Annotated in this window: 12 protein-coding genes; 8 read left to right on the top strand and 4 right to left on the bottom strand. The window is 43.2% G+C overall.

All coding sequences use genetic code 11. The features are described from left to right. Positions 1-178 precede the first annotated feature (178 nt). The 5 genes from rluD to BZA03_RS14945 all read left to right on the top strand — a co-directional run bounded on the left by rluD (position 179) and on the right by BZA03_RS14945 (position 6,620). A complete protein-coding gene (gene rluD / locus BZA03_RS14965; RefSeq protein ID WP_014950071.1) occupies positions 179-1,162 on the top strand; it encodes a 23S rRNA pseudouridine(1911/1915/1917) synthase RluD in 984 nt (327 codons plus the stop codon). Positions 1,163-1,178: 16 nt separating this feature from the next. Then, positions 1,179-1,934 (top strand): peptidoglycan editing factor PgeF, encoded by a 756-nt coding sequence (pgeF, locus tag BZA03_RS14960; RefSeq protein WP_039228263.1) that lies wholly within the window; start codon positions 1,179-1,181, stop codon positions 1,932-1,934. A 249-nt stretch (positions 1,935-2,183) separates the two neighbouring features. Further along, positions 2,184-4,760 (top strand): ATP-dependent chaperone ClpB, encoded by a 2,577-nt coding sequence (gene clpB / locus BZA03_RS14955; protein ID WP_014950068.1) that lies wholly within the window; start codon positions 2,184-2,186, stop codon positions 4,758-4,760. 231 nt (positions 4,761-4,991) lie between these two features. Continuing rightward, complete coding sequence (locus tag BZA03_RS14950) at positions 4,992-5,312, top strand: hypothetical protein (protein ID WP_110289194.1); 321 nt, start codon at positions 4,992-4,994, stop codon at positions 5,310-5,312. Between the two features lie 180 nt (positions 5,313-5,492). Further along, the gene (locus BZA03_RS14945) at positions 5,493-6,620 is read left to right on the top strand and encodes a DcaP family trimeric outer membrane transporter (protein WP_110289193.1); all 1,128 of its coding nucleotides are present in this window, start codon (positions 5,493-5,495) and stop codon (positions 6,618-6,620) included. 62 nt (positions 6,621-6,682) lie between these two features. On the opposite strand, the gene BZA03_RS14940 is transcribed toward BZA03_RS14945, so the two are convergent. Beyond that, positions 6,683-7,588, bottom strand: coding sequence for a LysR family transcriptional regulator (locus BZA03_RS14940; RefSeq protein WP_110289192.1), 906 nt, complete (start codon positions 7,586-7,588; stop codon positions 6,683-6,685). Between the two features lie 160 nt (positions 7,589-7,748). On the opposite strand from BZA03_RS14940, the gene BZA03_RS14935 reads away from it, so the two are divergent. Next, on the top strand, positions 7,749-9,458 hold the full coding sequence (locus tag BZA03_RS14935; RefSeq protein ID WP_110289191.1) for an L-lactate permease: 1,710 nt from the start codon (positions 7,749-7,751) through the stop codon (positions 9,456-9,458). Between the two features lie 37 nt (positions 9,459-9,495). Further along, on the top strand, positions 9,496-11,199 hold the full coding sequence (gene dld / locus BZA03_RS14930; protein ID WP_110289190.1) for a D-lactate dehydrogenase: 1,704 nt from the start codon (positions 9,496-9,498) through the stop codon (positions 11,197-11,199). An 18-nt stretch (positions 11,200-11,217) separates the two neighbouring features. Here dld and prsT read toward each other — a convergent pair whose 3' ends face one another. From prsT to xdp1 (BZA03_RS14915), 3 genes are all read right to left on the bottom strand, one after another. After that, the gene (prsT, locus tag BZA03_RS14925) at positions 11,218-14,031 is read right to left on the bottom strand and encodes an XrtA/PEP-CTERM system TPR-repeat protein PrsT (RefSeq protein WP_110289189.1); all 2,814 of its coding nucleotides are present in this window, start codon (positions 14,029-14,031) and stop codon (positions 11,218-11,220) included. A 105-nt stretch (positions 14,032-14,136) separates the two neighbouring features. Further along, positions 14,137-14,922 (bottom strand): exosortase-dependent surface protein XDP1, encoded by a 786-nt coding sequence (xdp1, locus tag BZA03_RS14920; RefSeq protein WP_110289188.1) that lies wholly within the window; start codon positions 14,920-14,922, stop codon positions 14,137-14,139. 168 nt (positions 14,923-15,090) lie between these two features. Then, complete coding sequence (gene xdp1 / locus BZA03_RS14915) at positions 15,091-16,026, bottom strand: exosortase-dependent surface protein XDP1 (protein WP_110289187.1); 936 nt, start codon at positions 16,024-16,026, stop codon at positions 15,091-15,093. A gap of 376 nt (positions 16,027-16,402) precedes the next feature. Here xdp1 (BZA03_RS14915) and pssA point away from each other — a divergent pair, with 376 nt between their 5' ends. Next, positions 16,403-17,206, top strand: coding sequence for a CDP-diacylglycerol--serine O-phosphatidyltransferase (pssA, locus tag BZA03_RS14910; protein WP_014950059.1), 804 nt, complete (start codon positions 16,403-16,405; stop codon positions 17,204-17,206). Positions 17,207-17,660 lie beyond the last annotated feature (454 nt).

Genomic DNA, 17,660 nt, shown 5'->3' with positions numbered 1-17,660 from the left:
TATTTTCCTGCTAAACAGTTTTAATACTTCGCTGTCTAAGCTCATGTGTTAAACAACAACACTTTAATTGCATTCTAACGTACTAACGATGAGAAAAACCATACAAAAACGTAAACAAGGCAGTGTACAGCGTGAATACTTGTTATAATACCCTTTTTTAGACGTAATCAATGGTGTTATGACACAGTCGCCGAACACAATACAATTAGAAGCTTCAACGGAAGCTGCGCATTTTGGTTTACGGTTAGATCAGGTTTTGGCTGATTTGTTCCCTGAATATTCTCGTTCTAAGCTAAAAACTTGGATCCAAGATGGGAATGTTGCTGTAAACGGTGAAGTAATCACCGTGCCTCGCCACAAAATGCAAATGGATGAACTTGTTACTGTACAGGCCGAAATGGATGTACAAGTAACGAGCGAAGCGCAAGACATCGCGTTAAACATTGTTTATGAAGATGAACACATCCTAGTCATAAACAAACCAGCAGATTTGGTTGTGCATCCAGGTGCAGGGAACCCAAGCGGTACCGTGCTAAATGCCTTGTTAAATCATTGTCCAGAGATAGACAAAGTTCCACGTGCGGGCATTGTCCATCGCCTTGACAAAGACACGACGGGGTTAATGGTAGTAGCAAAAACAATTCCTGCTCAAACGCATCTTGTTGACCAACTTCAACGTCGGGAAATGAGTCGTGAATACGAAGCCGTTGCCTTAGGTACGATGGTCGCTGGTGGTATTGTAGATGCGCCTATTGGTAGACACGCAACAAAACGTACGCATATGGCAGTACGTGAAATGGGCAAGCCAGCGGTCACTCATTTTCGTGTTATCGAAAAATTTCGCGCATACACGCACCTGCGTTTGAAGCTTGAAACTGGCCGTACGCACCAAATCCGCGTACACATGGCCCACATCAAGCATCCTTTGCTTGGCGACCAAGTTTATGGCGGGCGTCCTCGTCTTCCTAAAGGGGCGTCAGAAGAATTTATCGCTGCGCTTCGCGGATTCCAACGTCAGGCGTTGCACGCCGCACAGCTCTCGCTGTTTCACCCTGAAACTGAAGAGTGGATGACGTGGAAAGCTCCCCTACCTCAAGATATGCAGGACTTGCTTAAAGCCGTGAAAAAGGACACCGCGGACAATCCACAAGATATGCTTTAATAAGTAAGGCGAACTTATGACATTGTCAGCTGCGAATTCACCTATTTCATCCACGCTGGATTTGATTACGCCAGCGTGGTCATGTCCCGCAAATGTTGTTGCATACACAACGACAAGAATGGGAGGTACAAGCATAGGTGATTTTGCAGGTTTGAACGTTGGCGCCCACGTGGGGGACGACCTCCTACTAGTGAAAGCCAATAGAAGCCTAATTCCACATAGTGAAAAGATCACATGGTTGGAGCAAGTGCACAGCAACCGCGTGGTGTCATTGCCGAGCGCAGATACCACCGCTGATGCGTCGTATTCTTCTTCAACATCGCATTTTTGTGCGGTGATGACCGCAGACTGCGTGCCCATTTTATTGTGTGATGAAAGCGGTCAAGAAGTGGCGGCAGTACATGCTGGTTGGAAAGGTCTCGATACTAACATTATCGGAAGTGCTGTTTCACACTTTGGCAGCGATGCAAAAAAACTCATCGCTTGGGTTGGTCCTGCAATCAGCGGGCCCTGCTACGAAGTTGATGTACAGTTGGCGAGTAAGTTTCGCCATATAGACGGTGCCATTGCTAATAGCTCTAATAGAGGGAAGTACTTATTAGATCTGCCTCTAGTGGCACAGGTGCAATTGCAGCAAGCTGGCGTTGAGAATATTACACAAAGTAACTTGTGCACTTACACTGACGAACAGCGTTTTTACTCCCATCGAAGAGCTACGCATCAAAACAAGCGCACGACTGGGCGTATAGTTAGCGTAATAGGCCTGCTTTAAATTGTTTCGAAAAAAGGCGGCAGTTTTAGTCTGATCAAACAGTTGCGCTAGATCAAACTTCATACATTATTTGTTATCTTTTTGGCTAACTTTTTAATCTCATACTTGAATCGCAATTGAGCAGCCTACATAACTAGAACATAAAGAATACCATTCCGCATAGATCATTACCCACTCAGCGAGAGTTAAAATGTTCGTAATCGCGGCGTGTTAACGCAGGTATAGTTGTTCATTAATTAGGTTGAGATTATGAGACTAGATAGATTTACCAGTAAATTTCAGCTCGCAATATCCGATGCTCAATCACTCGCATTGGGGCGAGATCATCAATACATTGAACCTGTCCATTTAATGACTGCCATGCTAAATCAGCAAGGCGGGTCAGTACGCCCTTTGCTTGACCAAGCAAACATCAATGTAAATGCGCTACGCTCAGCACTGAGCCAAGCTATTGAGCGCCTACCTCGTATTGAAGGCATTGGGGGAGATGTTCAATTAAGTAAAGACAGCGGCATTTTGCTAAATCTTTGTGACAAGATAGCGCAGCAGCGAAAAGACGAATACATCACTTCAGAAATCTTTGTTCTAGCGGCGCTACAAGATAAAGGGCGCTTGGGGGAAATCCTCAAAAGCCTGAATATCACTAAAGAAGCTATTGAAAGCGCAATAGACGACATGCGTGGTGGTCAGAAGGTCACGGATCCTAATGCTGAAGATGTACGTCAAGCGCTTGAAAAATACACGACAGATTTAACCGAGCGAGCAGAACAAGGCAAGCTCGACCCGGTCATTGGTCGAGATGATGAGATTCGCCGAACTGTTCAAGTACTGCAGCGTCGAACCAAAAACAACCCAGTACTCATTGGTGAGCCGGGTGTGGGTAAAACGGCTATTGTTGAAGGGTTGGCTCAGCGCATCATTAATGGCGAAGTGCCTGAGGGCTTAAAGAACAAGCGTGTTCTTGCCCTTGATATGGGCGCGTTAGTGGCGGGAGCTAAATATCGCGGTGAGTTTGAAGAACGCCTTAAAGCAGTGCTTAATGAGCTGGCTAAAGAAGAAGGCCGCGTGATCTTATTCGTTGACGAACTGCACACTATGGTAGGTGCAGGGAAGGGCGATGGAGCGATGGATGCAGGTAATATGCTTAAACCTGCGTTAGCCCGTGGTGAACTTCACTGCGTTGGTGCTACAACACTGGATGAATATCGTCAGTACATTGAAAAAGACGCAGCACTTGAACGTCGTTTCCAAAAAGTATTAGTTGAAGAACCGAGCGTTGAAGACACTATTGCTATTCTGCGTGGCTTAAAAGAGCGCTATGAGCTCCATCACTCGGTAGATATTACTGATCCCGCTATCGTTGCAGCGGCAAGTTTGTCGCATCGTTATATTAGCGACCGCCAATTGCCAGACAAAGCCATTGATCTTATAGACGAGGCTGCGTCTAGCATTCGATTGCAAATAGACTCCAAGCCCGAAGAGATGGATCGTCTTGAGCGTCGTATCATCCAGCTAAAATTGGAAGAGCAAGCTCTGGCCAAAGAAACAGATGATGCGAGTCATAAGCGACTTGAGATGATTGAGTTAGAGCGTGAGCAAGCGGAAACCAAGTACGCAGAGCTTGAGAAAGTGTGGCTGGATGAAAAAGACGCAATGCAGGGCACTCAAACCATTAAAGGGGAGCTTGAGCAGGCTAAACTTGACTTGGAGATAGCGCGACGTGCATCTGATTTGAATCGTATGTCGGAACTTCAGTACGGCCGTATTCCAGAGCTTGAAGCAAAGTTAGAGCAAGCGGCTGAAAACGAAACTCGCGAGACGACGTTACTTAAAAATAAAGTGACGGACGTTGAAATTGCAGATGTGCTTTCGCGATGGACGGGTATACCTGTAGCGCGAATGCTTGAGGGTGAGCGTGAGAAGCTGTTGCGTATGGAAGACGTACTTCACAAACGGGTTGTTGGACAAGAAGAAGCGGTTGAAGCGGTTTCAAACGCAATTCGCCGTTCACGTGCTGGGCTTGCGGATCCAAATCGACCTATTGGCTCATTCTTATTTTTAGGGCCAACTGGCGTGGGCAAAACTGAGCTCTGCAAAGCCTTGGCAGGCTTTATGTTCGATACTGAAGATGCCATGGTGCGTATCGATATGTCAGAATTTATGGAAAAACACTCGGTAGCACGCTTAGTGGGTGCACCTCCTGGCTATGTTGGCTACGAGGAAGGTGGCTACTTAACCGAAGCGGTGCGTCGCAAACCATACTCGGTCATTTTGTTGGATGAGGTTGAAAAGGCACATCCAGATGTATTCAATATTCTGCTTCAAGTACTAGATGACGGCCGGTTGACTGACGGACAAGGACGTACTGTAGATTTTAAAAATACCGTTGTGATCATGACGTCCAACTTAGGTTCAGATATCATTCAAGATAAGCACAACGAAAGTCAGTATGACGATATGAAAGCGTCGGTAATGAGTGTTGTAGGGCAACACTTCAGACCGGAGTTCATCAACCGCGTCGATGATATTGTAGTATTCCATCCATTAGGGAAGGAGCAAATAAAATCTATTGCTAAAATTCAGCTTGCCTCGCTTCGCGCTAGGCTCGCAGAAAAAGGTTATAAGCTTACTCTGTCTGCCGCGGCTATGGATAAATTGGCGGACGCGGGTTTCGATCCAGTGTTTGGCGCACGTCCGCTTAAGCGAGCGATACAAGTGCAGGTGGAAAATCCACTCGCGCATCAATTACTTGCTGGCGAATTAATACCGGAATCAACCATTCGTATTGATGCAGATGACAGCGGACTTTTCGTTGTCAGCAATTAAAACCAAAAGGCACTGGAGCCAGTGCCTTTTTTATTGCCAGTAGATTCCGCGAAAGACCATTAATCGGCAGCTTCATAACAAAAAACGATTTACTAAAAAGCCACTGGTCGAAGAGCGACAGATTACGCTTTCTTGTTTAATGAATTTTCCTAATACAGCTAATTAATTTTCTTGATTTAATAATGATAACGATTATCATTAACTTATTATTGAGAGGGTTAAGAGGTTGCGATGCAGTTATATAATTCAAACGAAGCGTTAGTTTCTGTGCGCTCAATGCCCCGAGATATAGCTAAGCTTTGTGCGCATTTCATATTATGCATGATTGTGAGCGCAGTCGGTGCCATAGGTACTGGTTTTGCCGTATTTGCATTGAGTGTAAATCAAGCGACATTCTCGCCTGCAGATACTATTATGTCTGCACTTACTGTGTTTTCTCTGTCTTTGTGTTTAAGTTGGTTTTCGCAAAGTTGGGGTAAGACACTTCAATCAATATCATTACTTTCACTTATCGTGTTAGCAACAAGTAGCCTTTTATTATTTTTCTATTGAGCGATTTATGCTCAATATTCTTCATCTCTTTACACAATTAACATTCAAAAAGTAAACCTCTGATTATGCGAATTTAGGAAAAAGTTAATATTCTAAACTCGGTTTATCCTCTGAGCACGAACGAATACATTATCCGCCCGTTAACGACATGTTAAATAGTTTCAGCTATTAGGACGAATAATGAAAACAAACAATAAATACACCCTACGCTTATCTGCTTGTGCATTAGCGCTAATTCTTAACCCTTCTCACGGCATAGAGTTGTTCAACGGGAAGGTCGGTAACGAACACGTTAAGGTTAGTGTTGGAGGTTATGCCAAAGTAGATGTCAGGCATGTTGAAGGGGATATTGCTTATCAGGATTACTGGATTGGTAATTTTCCTGGCGGGGAAGTAATAGAGACATCACACACAGGTTTCAATGTAGGAGAGTCACGCTTAAATATGGGCGTTTCTATAGGGGAGGTGAGTACTTTTATAGAAGTCGATATGTATGGCGGAGGCGGTAACGAAGCGGTAAGTAACTCTACTAACTTGAGATTACGTCACTTCTTCATCACCTATAAGAACTGGAGTGCGGGGCAAAACTGGAGCACCTTTATGCCGCTTCACGTTATTCCTGAGTCGTTAGATTTTGGTGGTCCTCATGTAGGAGAAGTGTTTGCAAGGCAAGTTCAGGTTAGATACACCTCTGGAAACTGGCAATTTGCCATCGAAAGCCCAGAGACCATTGGGGATGGTGATACCGACGCACCTGCCAATGCTGTAGGGCTTACAGGTGTAGCCGCTGACCCTGATGAGTCTACACCCGACTTTGTTGTACGATACAATTTAGATAGTCAATATGGGCAATATGCTTTCGGCTCTGTAATACGACTTGTCGATCAAGGAGGGGTTGAAGAAGTTACAGCAGCAGTAAATATCGCAGGCAAAATACCACTTTTTGCAAAAGATGATCTACGTTTTCAATTAACCGCGGGTAAGCCCGGTCGGTATGCTGCGGCCGGCATGACTGCTGATGTTGTTGAGGATCCTGCAACTCAAACATTGGAAACGGAAAGTACGCTGGCTTATACCGTAGCGTATCGCCATTTTTGGACTGAAACCCTCCGCAGCACTGTATTTTATGGAGCAGCTAAAACAGATATTTTGGGGCGCAAACGTTCGCACTGGGCGGTGAATGTTATTGATACGGTAGCGCCGCGCCTTGATGTTGGCCTAGAGTTTGGTGCTTATTCTATCAATGATGACAATATAGACAGCATTGACTCCAATTACATCCAAGCGTCAGCTAAGTTCGCGTTTTAAGATCGCTTCAATTATGTTTAGCGCCATGTTTTTGATGTAAACGGAGATTACTTCAATGTTTATCAATAAAAATAGGCGCTTCTATTGCTAAACGCCTCTTGAAGGTAGTTGACCAGTAGCTTTAGCTTTTTGTCAGGCTGACGCGAACGAGGATAAACGGCATAAATACCCATAGTCTTAGTTACGTACTCGGCAAGTAGAGGCGAAAGCGCCCCATCTTCGATATCTTCATGCACTAATGCCTTGGGAAGAAATGCTACACCCACACCTGCAATAGCGGCTTGCCTTAACGCATCCAAGTTATTTGACTGTATTCGCCCGCCAATTTGAACGTTATGAAGCTCTCCTTCAATATGAAACGGCCAGAAGTCTGGGCCAGTGCTATCGTACTTGTAAATTAAACAATTATGTTCAGTTAAGTCGTCAGGATGATTTGGGCGGCTTTTGTTTTTAAGATATGTGGGGCTTGCGCATACTATCCATTTTGAATCTATAAGGCGTTTAGCAATAAGAGAGGAGTCCTCAAGATGTGCTGTACGAATGGCGAGATCGTAACCTTCTTCAATGATATTGGTAACGCGATTGGTAATTGCAAGCTCTACATCCACCTCTTCGTGTAAATTGCAAAACTCGGCAATTGCGCGATTTAAGACCAGTTTTGCCGATACATTGGGCATAGTAATTCGGATTTTTCCACGCACTTCATCACTGTAACCACTGACGGCATCTTCTGCGTCTTGAATGGCTAAATTGGCGATTCTCGCCTTATTGTACAGTGTTCTTCCTGCATCAGTTAAATTGAGCTTTCGTGTAGAGCGGTAAAGCAATTGAACGTTCAAATCTGACTCTAATCGTGCGATACGCTTACTTACTACAGAATTAGTTAGGTTGAGTTTTTGAGCGACCTTTGAAAAAGAGCCTTCATCAACTACGTTCACAAAAAGGATAATATCGTCTGCTTTTGCCACTATTAGTCCAAAAATGGAAATAAACTTTGTCTTTAATGCATATATATCAACACGTGAGAAATTAGTACAGTCGCATACCTAAATTTTAACCCTGCATTAACATCGATTTTCTAACGTTAGAAACTCGAATAATTAACTAATTATAATAAGAGGAAAACTCATGAATGAGATAACCCTTGGGTTATTAGCATTGCTACCTATAACGCTTTCAGCAGTGCTGCTATTGGGTTTACAGTGGTCTGCGAAAAGAGCAATGCCAGTTGTATTAGCAAGTACAGCACTTATGGCACTTTTAGCATGGGATATGTCGGCAGTACGGGTGGGCGCTTCAATTCTACAAGGCTTAGTGATTACAGTATCTGTTTTGTGGATTGTATTTGGTGCAATTTTTCTGCTCAACACATTGAAATATACTGGAGCAATAGATGTTATCCGCCAGGGTTTCACCAACATTTCACCTGATAGAAGAGTCCAGGCAATAATCATTGCTTGGTGCTTCGGAACTTTTATTGAAGGTGCTTCTGGTTTTGGCACGCCGGCCGCTATAGCGGCTCCTTTGCTTGTTGCCATCGGTTTTCCAGCATTGGCTGCCGTACTTATTGGTATGATGATCCAAAGCACACCCGTCTCTTTCGGCGCGGTGGGAACGCCTATTGTCATTGGTGTAAACAAAGGCTTAGACGGCCAAGCGATCAGTCAGACTTTGCATGCTCAAGGCTGGCAATGGGAGCAGTTTATTCAACTAATCACCTCTGAAGTGGCAGTTATCCACGGAATTATTGGCTCATTTATGCCAGTTTTAATGGCTGTAATGCTCACTCGCTTTTTTGGCTCCAACAAATCTTGGCGCGAAGGGTTACAAATTCTACCTTTCGCCTTATTCGCGGGCGTCAGCTTTACCATTCCTTACGTATTTACCGGCATTGTATTAGGCCCTGAATTTCCATCGTTGATTGGAGGATTGGTGAGCTTGGCAGTGGTTGTTACTGCAGCTAAAAATGGTTTCTTGATGCCTAAAACAACATGGGATTTCCCGCCGAAAGCGTCATGGGACAAAGGTTGGCTGGGCAATTTGGAAATAAAAGCAGACGACATAACGTCACAAAAGGCCATGCATTGGGTTACTGCTTGGGTCCCTTATTTAGTTGTTGCACTTTTGCTCGTTATATCCAGAGTGTTTCCAACAATAAAAGAATTTACTACGTCGCTGACACTCTCATTTGACAACATACTGGGTGAAACCGGTGTAAGTGCATCAATCAGTCCGCTATATCTTCCTGGTGGGTTGTTGTTAATAGGTGCATTGGTTGCAGTAATCATTCAAAGTAAAAAGGTATCCAAGGGAGAAGTGTTGTTTAAGGCTTTCAATGATTCCAGCAAAACGTTGCTAAGTGCTGGTTTTGTATTGATGTTCACAATTCCTATGGTTAGGCTTTTTATAAACTCAGGTGTGAATGGCGCCGACATCGTCAGTATGCCGATAGCTGGCGCGCAATTGTTCGCCAATATGTTTGGCGAAGCTTTCCCATTAATTAGCCCTACTATTGGTGCATTAGGTGCATTTATCGCAGGCTCGAATACAGTATCAAATATGATGTTCAGCCAGTTTCAGTTCGAAGCAGCACTAAGCCTTCAATTGTCACCTGCACTAATTATCGCAGCGCAAGCCGTTGGGGCGGCTGCCGGAAACATGATTGCAATACACAATGTTGTAGCTGCGTCGGCAACGGTAGGATTAATGGGGCAAGAGGGAGCTACTTTAAGAAAGACTGTTATCCCAACTATATATTACGTTGCATTTGCAGGTATTTTAGTATGGTTGGGGGTTTATGTGTTTGAAGTCGGCGGTCCATTAGTCGGCACAAACTAATTTTTAATACGCATTGCACTGTTCTAAGGAGTTATACATGCAAACAACCCCAATTATTGACGCTTTTAAACGCGTGCTAGGGGAAAGCAACCTTGCCGTAGGAACGCGTCAAACTGAGCACTATCGCAAGGGATGGCGGTCAGGCGAGGGCGAAGCATTGGCTGTACTTTTTCCACATACGCTAATGCAATATTGGGAAGTGCTAAAGGTTTGCGTTGAATATAACTGCATCATTATTATGCAGGCCGCGAAAACCGGCTTGACCGAAGGCTCAACACCAAGTGGAAGCGACTACGATAGACCAGTGGTGGTTATAAATACGTTAGCAATGGACGATATTGTTCTGGTTAACGACGGAACGCAAGTATTGAGCTTTCCGGGAGCAACACTGTTCAAACTTGAAAAGGCACTAAAGCCACTCGGGCGTGCGCCTCACTCTGTAATTGGGTCGTCATGCCTAGGTGCGTCTATTGTCGGTGGTGTTGCAAACAACTCAGGTGGGGCACTTGTCAAAAGGGGACCTGCCTATACTGAGTTATCGCTGTTCGCTCAGGTGGATAAAAGCGGAGAGCTAAAGCTTGTTAATCACCTAGGGATAGATTTAGGCGACACGCCAGAAGAAATTATCGGAAACCTTTCTTCTGGCAACTTTCCAAAATCTCTACCTGAAACCAGTATGAAAGCGTCGGCAAGTGATTATGAACACATCGTTAGAGACGTAAATGCTGATACGCCGAGCCGCTTTAATGCCGATCCAACACGGCTTTACGAAGCCAGTGGATGCGCAGGTAAAATTGCTGTGTTCGCGGTGCGTTTGGATACATTCGAAGTGCCTAATGAAGAACAAACGTTTTATATCGGTACGAATGATGCCTCTGTACTTACTCGTATTCGCAGAGACATACTGACTCAATGTAAAAACGTTCCTGAGGTGGGTGAATATCTTCATAGAGAAATGTTCGATATTGCAGATGTTTACGGAAAAGATACCATCGTAAGTATTCAGCGTTTGGGAACTGACTCGCTACCTAAAATGTTTGCACTCAAAGGGCGGGTGGATGCCGTGCTCAACAAGTTACCTCTGCTTCCTCCTTACCTAAGCGATAGATTGATGCAGTTCGGTAGTAAGTTCTTTTCTGACCAAATACCCTCGAGTATAAGAACTTACCGCGACAAGTACGAGCATCATCTAATCCTTAAAATGAGCGATGGTGGCATCGAAGAGGTTAAAACACTTTTGGCCAAGCTGTTTAACGAAGAGAAGCTAGATGGTGACTTCATTACTTGTAATGAAGAAGAAGCGTCTAAGGCGTTTTTATTACGTTTTGCTGCAGCTGGCGCCGCGGTTCGCTATCAAACGTTACACCATAAGCAAGTAGGAGACATCTTAGCATTGGACATCGCATTGCGCCGCAACGATGATTTATGGGTAGAGAACCTGCCTGAGCACATCGCCAAACACGTTGAAAAGTCACTTTATTATGGACATTTTTTCTGCCATGTCTTTCATCAAGATTACATACTTAAAAAAGGCAGCGACGCCAAAAAAGTAAAAGCAGATATGTTGGCACTATTAGACAGTCGTGGCGCTAAGTATCCGGCTGAACACAATGTAGGTCATTTGTATGAAGCCGAAAGTAACTTGCAGAAATTTTACAAAGACTTAGATCCAACCAATACGTTTAACCCTGGTATTGGCAAAATGGAAAAGCACAAACGCAATTGTTCGTGCTGCCTATAGCTGCATGCGAAGAGAGCCTTATAGGCTCTCTAATAGCGTTCTTGCTTGAGGACGCTTAAAGAAAGGGCGTTCCACTTTTACTGCATATTCTAACTCTTTTTTCGCCTCTTCAATTCTATTGAGCTTGGCTAGCGTGTAGCCCAGATGATAGCGAATATTTGGGTCGTTGGCGTCTCTGGCGAACGCATCCCTCAGCATTTTAAGGCTGCCTTCATAGTCTCCTTGTAGCGCTTTGATGTGACCGTAGGTATCCAATATTTTTGCTGAGTTTGGTTGAAGCTCGTAGGCCTGACGTGCATAGTTTTTTGCAGTGACTAGCGATTCCTCGATATGCATGATCGCTAGGCGATTGTAAGCCTCAGCAGGGTTGAGTAAGTTTGGTTGCTCAACAAGTTCCTTGTAAAGCGCTATCGACTCATCGAACTCTTGAATGAAGAATAAGTATTGCGCCAACAGGTTTTTTGCCAGCAGATTGTTTTCATTCTCGCTCACCAGTTTTCTTGCCGTATTCAAGAATACATCGACAAACTGATCGTTCAGTGCGTAGTTGTAAATGGCAACAAAAGCCTGTGCAAAAGTAGCGTCTACATCTAACGCTTTTTCGAACTCTTTGATAGCAAGTTCACTGTTTCCCTTATTTGCTGCCAATCGGCCTTTCAAGAAATAATAAACCGGATTTTGTTGTTGGTTTGCGGGAATGGTTGTTAGCAATGATTGTGCTTTGTCGTTGTTTTGCATGTCGAGCAGTAGGCTCACATAGCGCAACGTGACAAACGTACTTGTATTCGCTATTTCATACGCTCGGGCCATGGCGTCTAAGGCGTTTTCATCATTATCAACTCTTCGAGCTTGATCAGCAAATGCGATAAGCTTGCCGGCATCGTCATTGATAAAATTCCTCACAATACTTAGCGTTTTTTCTGCATCGGCACGTTGACCTGCTTCTAACTGAAGCGCTGCTTTTCGAAGGAGATAATCGGCGTTGTCGAAATCGTCTTTGATTAAGAGGTCTAAGTGATAGAGCGCATTTTTTGTGTCGCCTTGTTGTTGATACAAAGATGAAACGCGCTCTCTCGCTCCAGTATTTGAAGGTGTGAGCGTCAATATATCGAGATAAATTTGCTTAGCTTCTTCTAGATTTCCTGCTTTGCTTAAATTGAACGCTTTCAGCATCAGCGTTTCATTATGTTGGGGAGACAGAGCAAGTAACTCTTCTACTAGCAGGTTAGATTTATCGACATTTCCTAAACGGCTTTCCGTGGCTGCTAAATTGAATTTCGCAGGGAAAAGCGTCGGGTTTTGCGCTAGCGCTTTTTCTATGTTGATCTTGGCTTCTTCTAATCGACCCTGTCTAATCAATATACCGGCTTTAAGATTGAAAACTTCTGCTTCGTTTGGAAACAAAGCGCTTAGTAAGTCAGCGCCTTTTAATGCATTCTTAAACTGCTGAGCTTGTAAATTCATCAATGAATAAGTGAAAAGAAAGCCGGCATTATCCTTGTAGGTAGATAAGTTATTTTCAAGAATCGATAGCGCTTCATCTTGCTTACCTCTAGCAGCCATTAATTTAATCTTAAATAGCTGGAGCTTGTTTTCATTCGGGTATTTATATTCAAGATTTTGCAAAAGTCGCTCGGCTTTAAACGCTTTGTTTTGGCGAATAAATAAGTCACCTAAAAGCAGTGCTGAGTCTGGGTCTTCCATTAACGCATCCTGATGACGTTCAAGCAGGGCAAGGGCCTGCTTATCTTGTTGAGTCGCCATGTAAACTTGGCTCAACATCAATACCGCCTGTAAGTCATCAGGCTCTTGTTGCAGATAAGCGTTAAAATCTTTCGCGGCTGTCTCCATGTTGTTATTAAAGAAGTTAGTTAAACCACTTATGTAAAGCAACATGGGCTGTGAGGTAATAAGCTCAGGATCCAGTTGAGCCATGAAGTCGTTAAGTTCTTTTAGTTTTTCGTTATCGATAGCTTGCTGGTTGTCTCTGCTTTGTAACCAGCTATTAAGTAAAATGGCGAGCGGATCATTGGGTGTATCTTGGATTATCTCATCTACGAACAGTTTTGCCGTGTCGTAGTCTTTCGCTTCTAAATACAAATCAACAAGATTCCGTAATGCAATGGGATCGTCTCGATTAAAAGTCAGCGCTTTCTGTAAGTGTGCGGTTGCAGCGTCTGTATCACCCTGTCGGTATGCGAGTTGCCCCTTCAATCGCCATGTTATTGCATTTTCTGGTTCTAACGACATAGCTTTATTTATAAGCGAGGTCGCTTTGGATAAATTTTCATTTTGAAGAGCTATGGAGGCTAAGCCATTTATTGCAGGTACAAAATTAGGCGTGCGTGAAACAATTGTATTGTAATCACGTAGGGCACACGACTCGTCTTGCAGTCTAATACATGCAGTTGCACGTATCATCAGCCACTCGCGCTCAGCATCACCTGACAGTTTGTTTAGATCAGAGAAGTCTACAATTTCTTGGTACCTGTTCAAAAACAACCAAGTGTTGCCGAGAGGCTCTGCCAGAAGGTTGATATCTGCACCCATTTCCAACGCTTCTACAAACTCCATTTCTGCTGCAGTTAAGTAGCCATTAATAAGCAGTATTTCGCCCATTAGGATTTTTGCAGCAAGGTTTTCAGGATCTTTTTGTAAGCTGTTTTTAAGGTGGATATAGGCTTCGTCGTATTCGTTTTGATTAAACGCGGTCAGTGCTTTTTCGTAGTCTTCTGACGTAGAAGCAAAACTGTTAAAAGCGATTAATGATGAGGCAACTGCAGAGACAATAGCGCGTTGTACAACACGCTTTTTATTAATAAAAAAATCCATATATACCTTCGAAACTTAGCCTAGCCGCTGGCTTAAAAATAGCATAAAAAAAGGTGGCCTAAGCCACCTTCTAAAGATACGTGTTTTCTATGCGTTTTTAAACAATTAAACGCGGCGCTTACGTCTATAAAGAACAAGACCTAAACCCAACCCCATCAGTGCTAGGGCGCCAGGCTCACTAACTTGTGTTGGTGGGGTTGTTGTAGTAGTACCTAATTCTAAGTTTAAGGCTTGGAGCTTAAAGCCAACACCCTTATACTTTTCTACAGAATCATCAAAAAAAGTATTGTAGGCTCCTATTAGCCAATATTTAGCTGAGCTAACTGCTCCAAATTTGGACTCTAAACTACTCGAAATACCATAATGGCCTACTGTACCTGATATTGAAAATGCAGCAACATCTGCCCACGTGCTTTTGTAACTTAGATTGGATAGCGCGATGTCTGCCAAGCCTGCTATAGTAACTTCGTTCGAACCATTATCTCCGTGTACAGACCTGAAACTCGCAGAGTCGAGAACAACGTTGGTATCAAAACTCAATAAAATCATGTCGAAGTCTCCGCCACCATGAAAGTTGTCGATATAGTGTGAATCTCCAGACTGGCTATTGGTAACTGTTAAGCCACCGTCCCAGTCTGTAATCGGAGCTTGTTGTATGTAGTTGTCTTCGTGACCCCATGTATCAGACCAAGCTGTAAGTCCTACTTTAATATCAACGCCATCGATCGTAATCGTGGTCGAACTTTTTGTCGCGTCTAAGGTTTGAGAAAAATTATAACTACCGTATTGATCCACGAGATCATAATTATATTCTTCTTTGCGCGAATCTGTTGCTTGAACCGAAAAACTAAAGACTACTGCAAATACCAATAAAAATTTTGATAACTTCATAACACTGCTATTTAAACCGATTATTACAAGCTTTTAGCACGAAATATGCCAGTTATCTATGGTTTTGTTTTTGTTGTACTTTTTTGTTGCATTAAGCTGGTGGGGGGTGGGGAAGTAAAAAAAACTGACAGATTTTTCAATCTGTCAGTGATCTAAAGTCTAATTTCTTTAAATGGCTTTTTTGCGGCGCCACATTACGAAAAGTGAACATGCCATAAGTAGCCCAATAGTGCCAGGCTCAGAGACTTTGGTTGGATCTGGTGTACCCGCAGTTTCTGTAACTGAAAACCCAATGTTGGCGAGTTTGAAAGCGTCGTTGTTAAATTCTCCACCAATATTTCCAAATACTGTATTGTATGCCCCTACAAGCCAATATTGTGCTGACTCAGTAAACGTGAAATCTGCACGGTGATCTAAATATTCACAACTCTCAATGTCGAATGAAGCTGACGTTAGGGCATCTTCAACAATATGACTCCATGTGTTAACGCCAGACGTTAGTTTAGAGGTGTTACTAAGCGCAGCCACAGACACTTGACTATCTCTACTATCATAAAGCCAAGAAAAACTGGCGCCAGTTAGCGTTACCGCAGAATCAAATGAGAGCAATATAAAATCATAATCTCTTTCTACATTTGTGAAGCGGTAGTTTTTCGAGTTATCGCTGCCGCTAGAGAAGTAATTGAGGTTATCAATAGCGTGGTCAGCGTCACCACGATAGTATGCTTCATCATTGTTTGTTATGCCGTAAGCCCATTTATCTGAGATTTTTTCTAACTTGGCGCCAACGACTGTTTCGCCGGTAACTCCTTGTGTGTCAGAAAAGGCGGACATATTAATATTTAATCCGTCTATTTGAACAAAGGAATTATTCGTCTGATTGGTTTGTGTCACTTTGTCATCGACTAGATCGTAGGTGTATTCTCCCAACGGAGAGTTACATACATTGCTTTGTTCGTTGCTTTGGCTCGATGACCCACAGTGAGAATAACTTTGCTTTTTATAGTAGGTAGCGAATGCTGAATTAGCACTCAGGGTAGATAGCAAAGCTGTGGAAAGTAATAGTACAGTTTGCAAAGAAAACGTTTTTTGTAGCGTTCGCATAATTGCTTTCCTATATATGAAGCGCAAAGCACTTCAAGTACAAGCCGAGTGATGTGTGCGCACATTATGTGAACACAAACTTGGTAGTACCTAATTTCAACATGGACTTGTATGATATATGAACGGTGAGCTATTTAAGGTATGTAACCGTATACCTAGTTATTAGTTGTTTGTTTAATCGTGAGCATACGCGGTCCTGAATAAATAGAAGCCAAGCGCCGGCATTGTGGTAAGAGTACGTGTAATCAATGCAAAGCTAATAACGTTTTGCAACGGCGCTATGTAAAGGAACGAGGCAGTCTTTTTACTTTGCTATGCGTTCCTGCATATCTATGAAATAATTAGTGCAATTGTATATGTAGAAGTATGAGGACATATGTCTGATCAAAAACGTAAAGGGATATACTTACTTCCCAACTTATTAACAACAGCAGGGTTGTTTTCGGGGTTCTTTGCTGTGGTTTCGTCAATGAACGGCAGGTTCGAAGCCGCGGCAGTGGCTATCTTTGTTGCTATGATTTTTGATGGCTTAGATGGGCGTGTGGCAAGAATGACGAACACGCAAAGCGACTTTGGTGCTGAGTATGACTCAATGGCAGATATGGTTTCATTTGGAATGGCACCTGCACTTGTTGCTTATAATTGGGGGTTAACTGAGCTGGGCAAGTTAGGCTGGTTAGCGGCCTTTATATATGTAGCGGGTGCAGCTCTTCGTTTAGCTCGCTTCAATACGCAAGTTGGTATTGCCGATAAGCGTTTCTTCCAAGGTCTCGCAAGTCCGGCTGCTGCGGCTGTTGTCTCTGGTCTTGTATGGGTTGGAGTTGAGTATGATGCTGTTGGTACCGACTATGGTTTAATAGTTGCTGCAGTGACCGGTTTAGCTGGTTTACTAATGGTTAGCAACTTTAAATATAATTCCTTTAAAGAAGTAAACTGGCATGGAAAGGTGCCTTTTGTAGGCCTTCTTTTAGTTCTTCTGATATTCGTTGTTGTGGCAACAGAACCCGCTTTAGTATTGTTCCTTGTTTTTGCACTATATGCGTTAGCTGGACCTATCAATACGTTTCGTACCGTTGAGAAAGTAACGTTAGACGATGTAGTGGGCGACCATGAAGAAGATGCAGACTTCAATGCCGATAAAAAGAAAAGCAATGAAAGTGTAGACAATAAGCAGGAATGATTACGTAGCAATAATCAGATGTCTTCGCTCAATAATAAAGAGGATATGCCTTTTTGAGCTGATAGAATAAGGATATACAAGCGTAAACGCATGCTTAATGTACTAATAGATTAAAAAGCGACCGAACGGTCGCTTTTTTTATATTTATTTAAAAAAGGGTGTTGACGATGCTACAGGAATGCGTAGAATGCGCGCCTCCTCAACAGGGAACGGCAAAACGCTAACAACTGATGAGGATGTCAAAAACCAAGTTTAAAAATAAATAAACAAAAGTTGTTGACAAAAAAAAGATGCGCTGTAAGATACGCATCCGCTTCGGGAGAGGCAGCTAGCAAAAGCTAGTAACGTTCTTTAAAAATTTAGACAAGACAATCTGTGTGGGCACTCGTTAAGAGTGTCACAACGACGATTCATATTTCGATATATTTAATTGAAGAGTTTGATCATGGCTCAG

Origin of the sequence: Alteromonas sp. I10 (assembly GCF_003201515.1) — a bacterium.
Lineage (GTDB): Bacteria > Pseudomonadota > Gammaproteobacteria > Enterobacterales > Alteromonadaceae > Alteromonas > Alteromonas macleodii.
Note: the sequence above shows the minus strand (reverse complement) of the source record. Positions and strands in the feature narration are given on the sequence as shown.

Coding starts and splice junctions, on each gene's coding strand:
- dld (WP_110289190.1), top strand. CDS start 9,496: ATGCAAACAACCCCAATTATTGACGCTTTTAAACGCGTGCTAGGGGAA.
- BZA03_RS14945 (WP_110289193.1), top strand. CDS start 5,493: ATGAAAACAAACAATAAATACACCCTACGCTTATCTGCTTGTGCATTA.
- xdp1 (WP_110289188.1), bottom strand. CDS start 14,922: ATGAAGTTATCAAAATTTTTATTGGTATTTGCAGTAGTCTTTAGTTTT.
- BZA03_RS14950 (WP_110289194.1), top strand. CDS start 4,992: ATGCAGTTATATAATTCAAACGAAGCGTTAGTTTCTGTGCGCTCAATG.
- xdp1 (WP_110289187.1), bottom strand. CDS start 16,026: ATGCGAACGCTACAAAAAACGTTTTCTTTGCAAACTGTACTATTACTT.
- clpB (WP_014950068.1), top strand. CDS start 2,184: ATGAGACTAGATAGATTTACCAGTAAATTTCAGCTCGCAATATCCGAT.
- prsT (WP_110289189.1), bottom strand. CDS start 14,031: ATGGATTTTTTTATTAATAAAAAGCGTGTTGTACAACGCGCTATTGTC.
- pssA (WP_014950059.1), top strand. CDS start 16,403: ATGTCTGATCAAAAACGTAAAGGGATATACTTACTTCCCAACTTATTA.
- BZA03_RS14935 (WP_110289191.1), top strand. CDS start 7,749: ATGAATGAGATAACCCTTGGGTTATTAGCATTGCTACCTATAACGCTT.
- rluD (WP_014950071.1), top strand. CDS start 179: ATGACACAGTCGCCGAACACAATACAATTAGAAGCTTCAACGGAAGCT.
- pgeF (WP_039228263.1), top strand. CDS start 1,179: ATGACATTGTCAGCTGCGAATTCACCTATTTCATCCACGCTGGATTTG.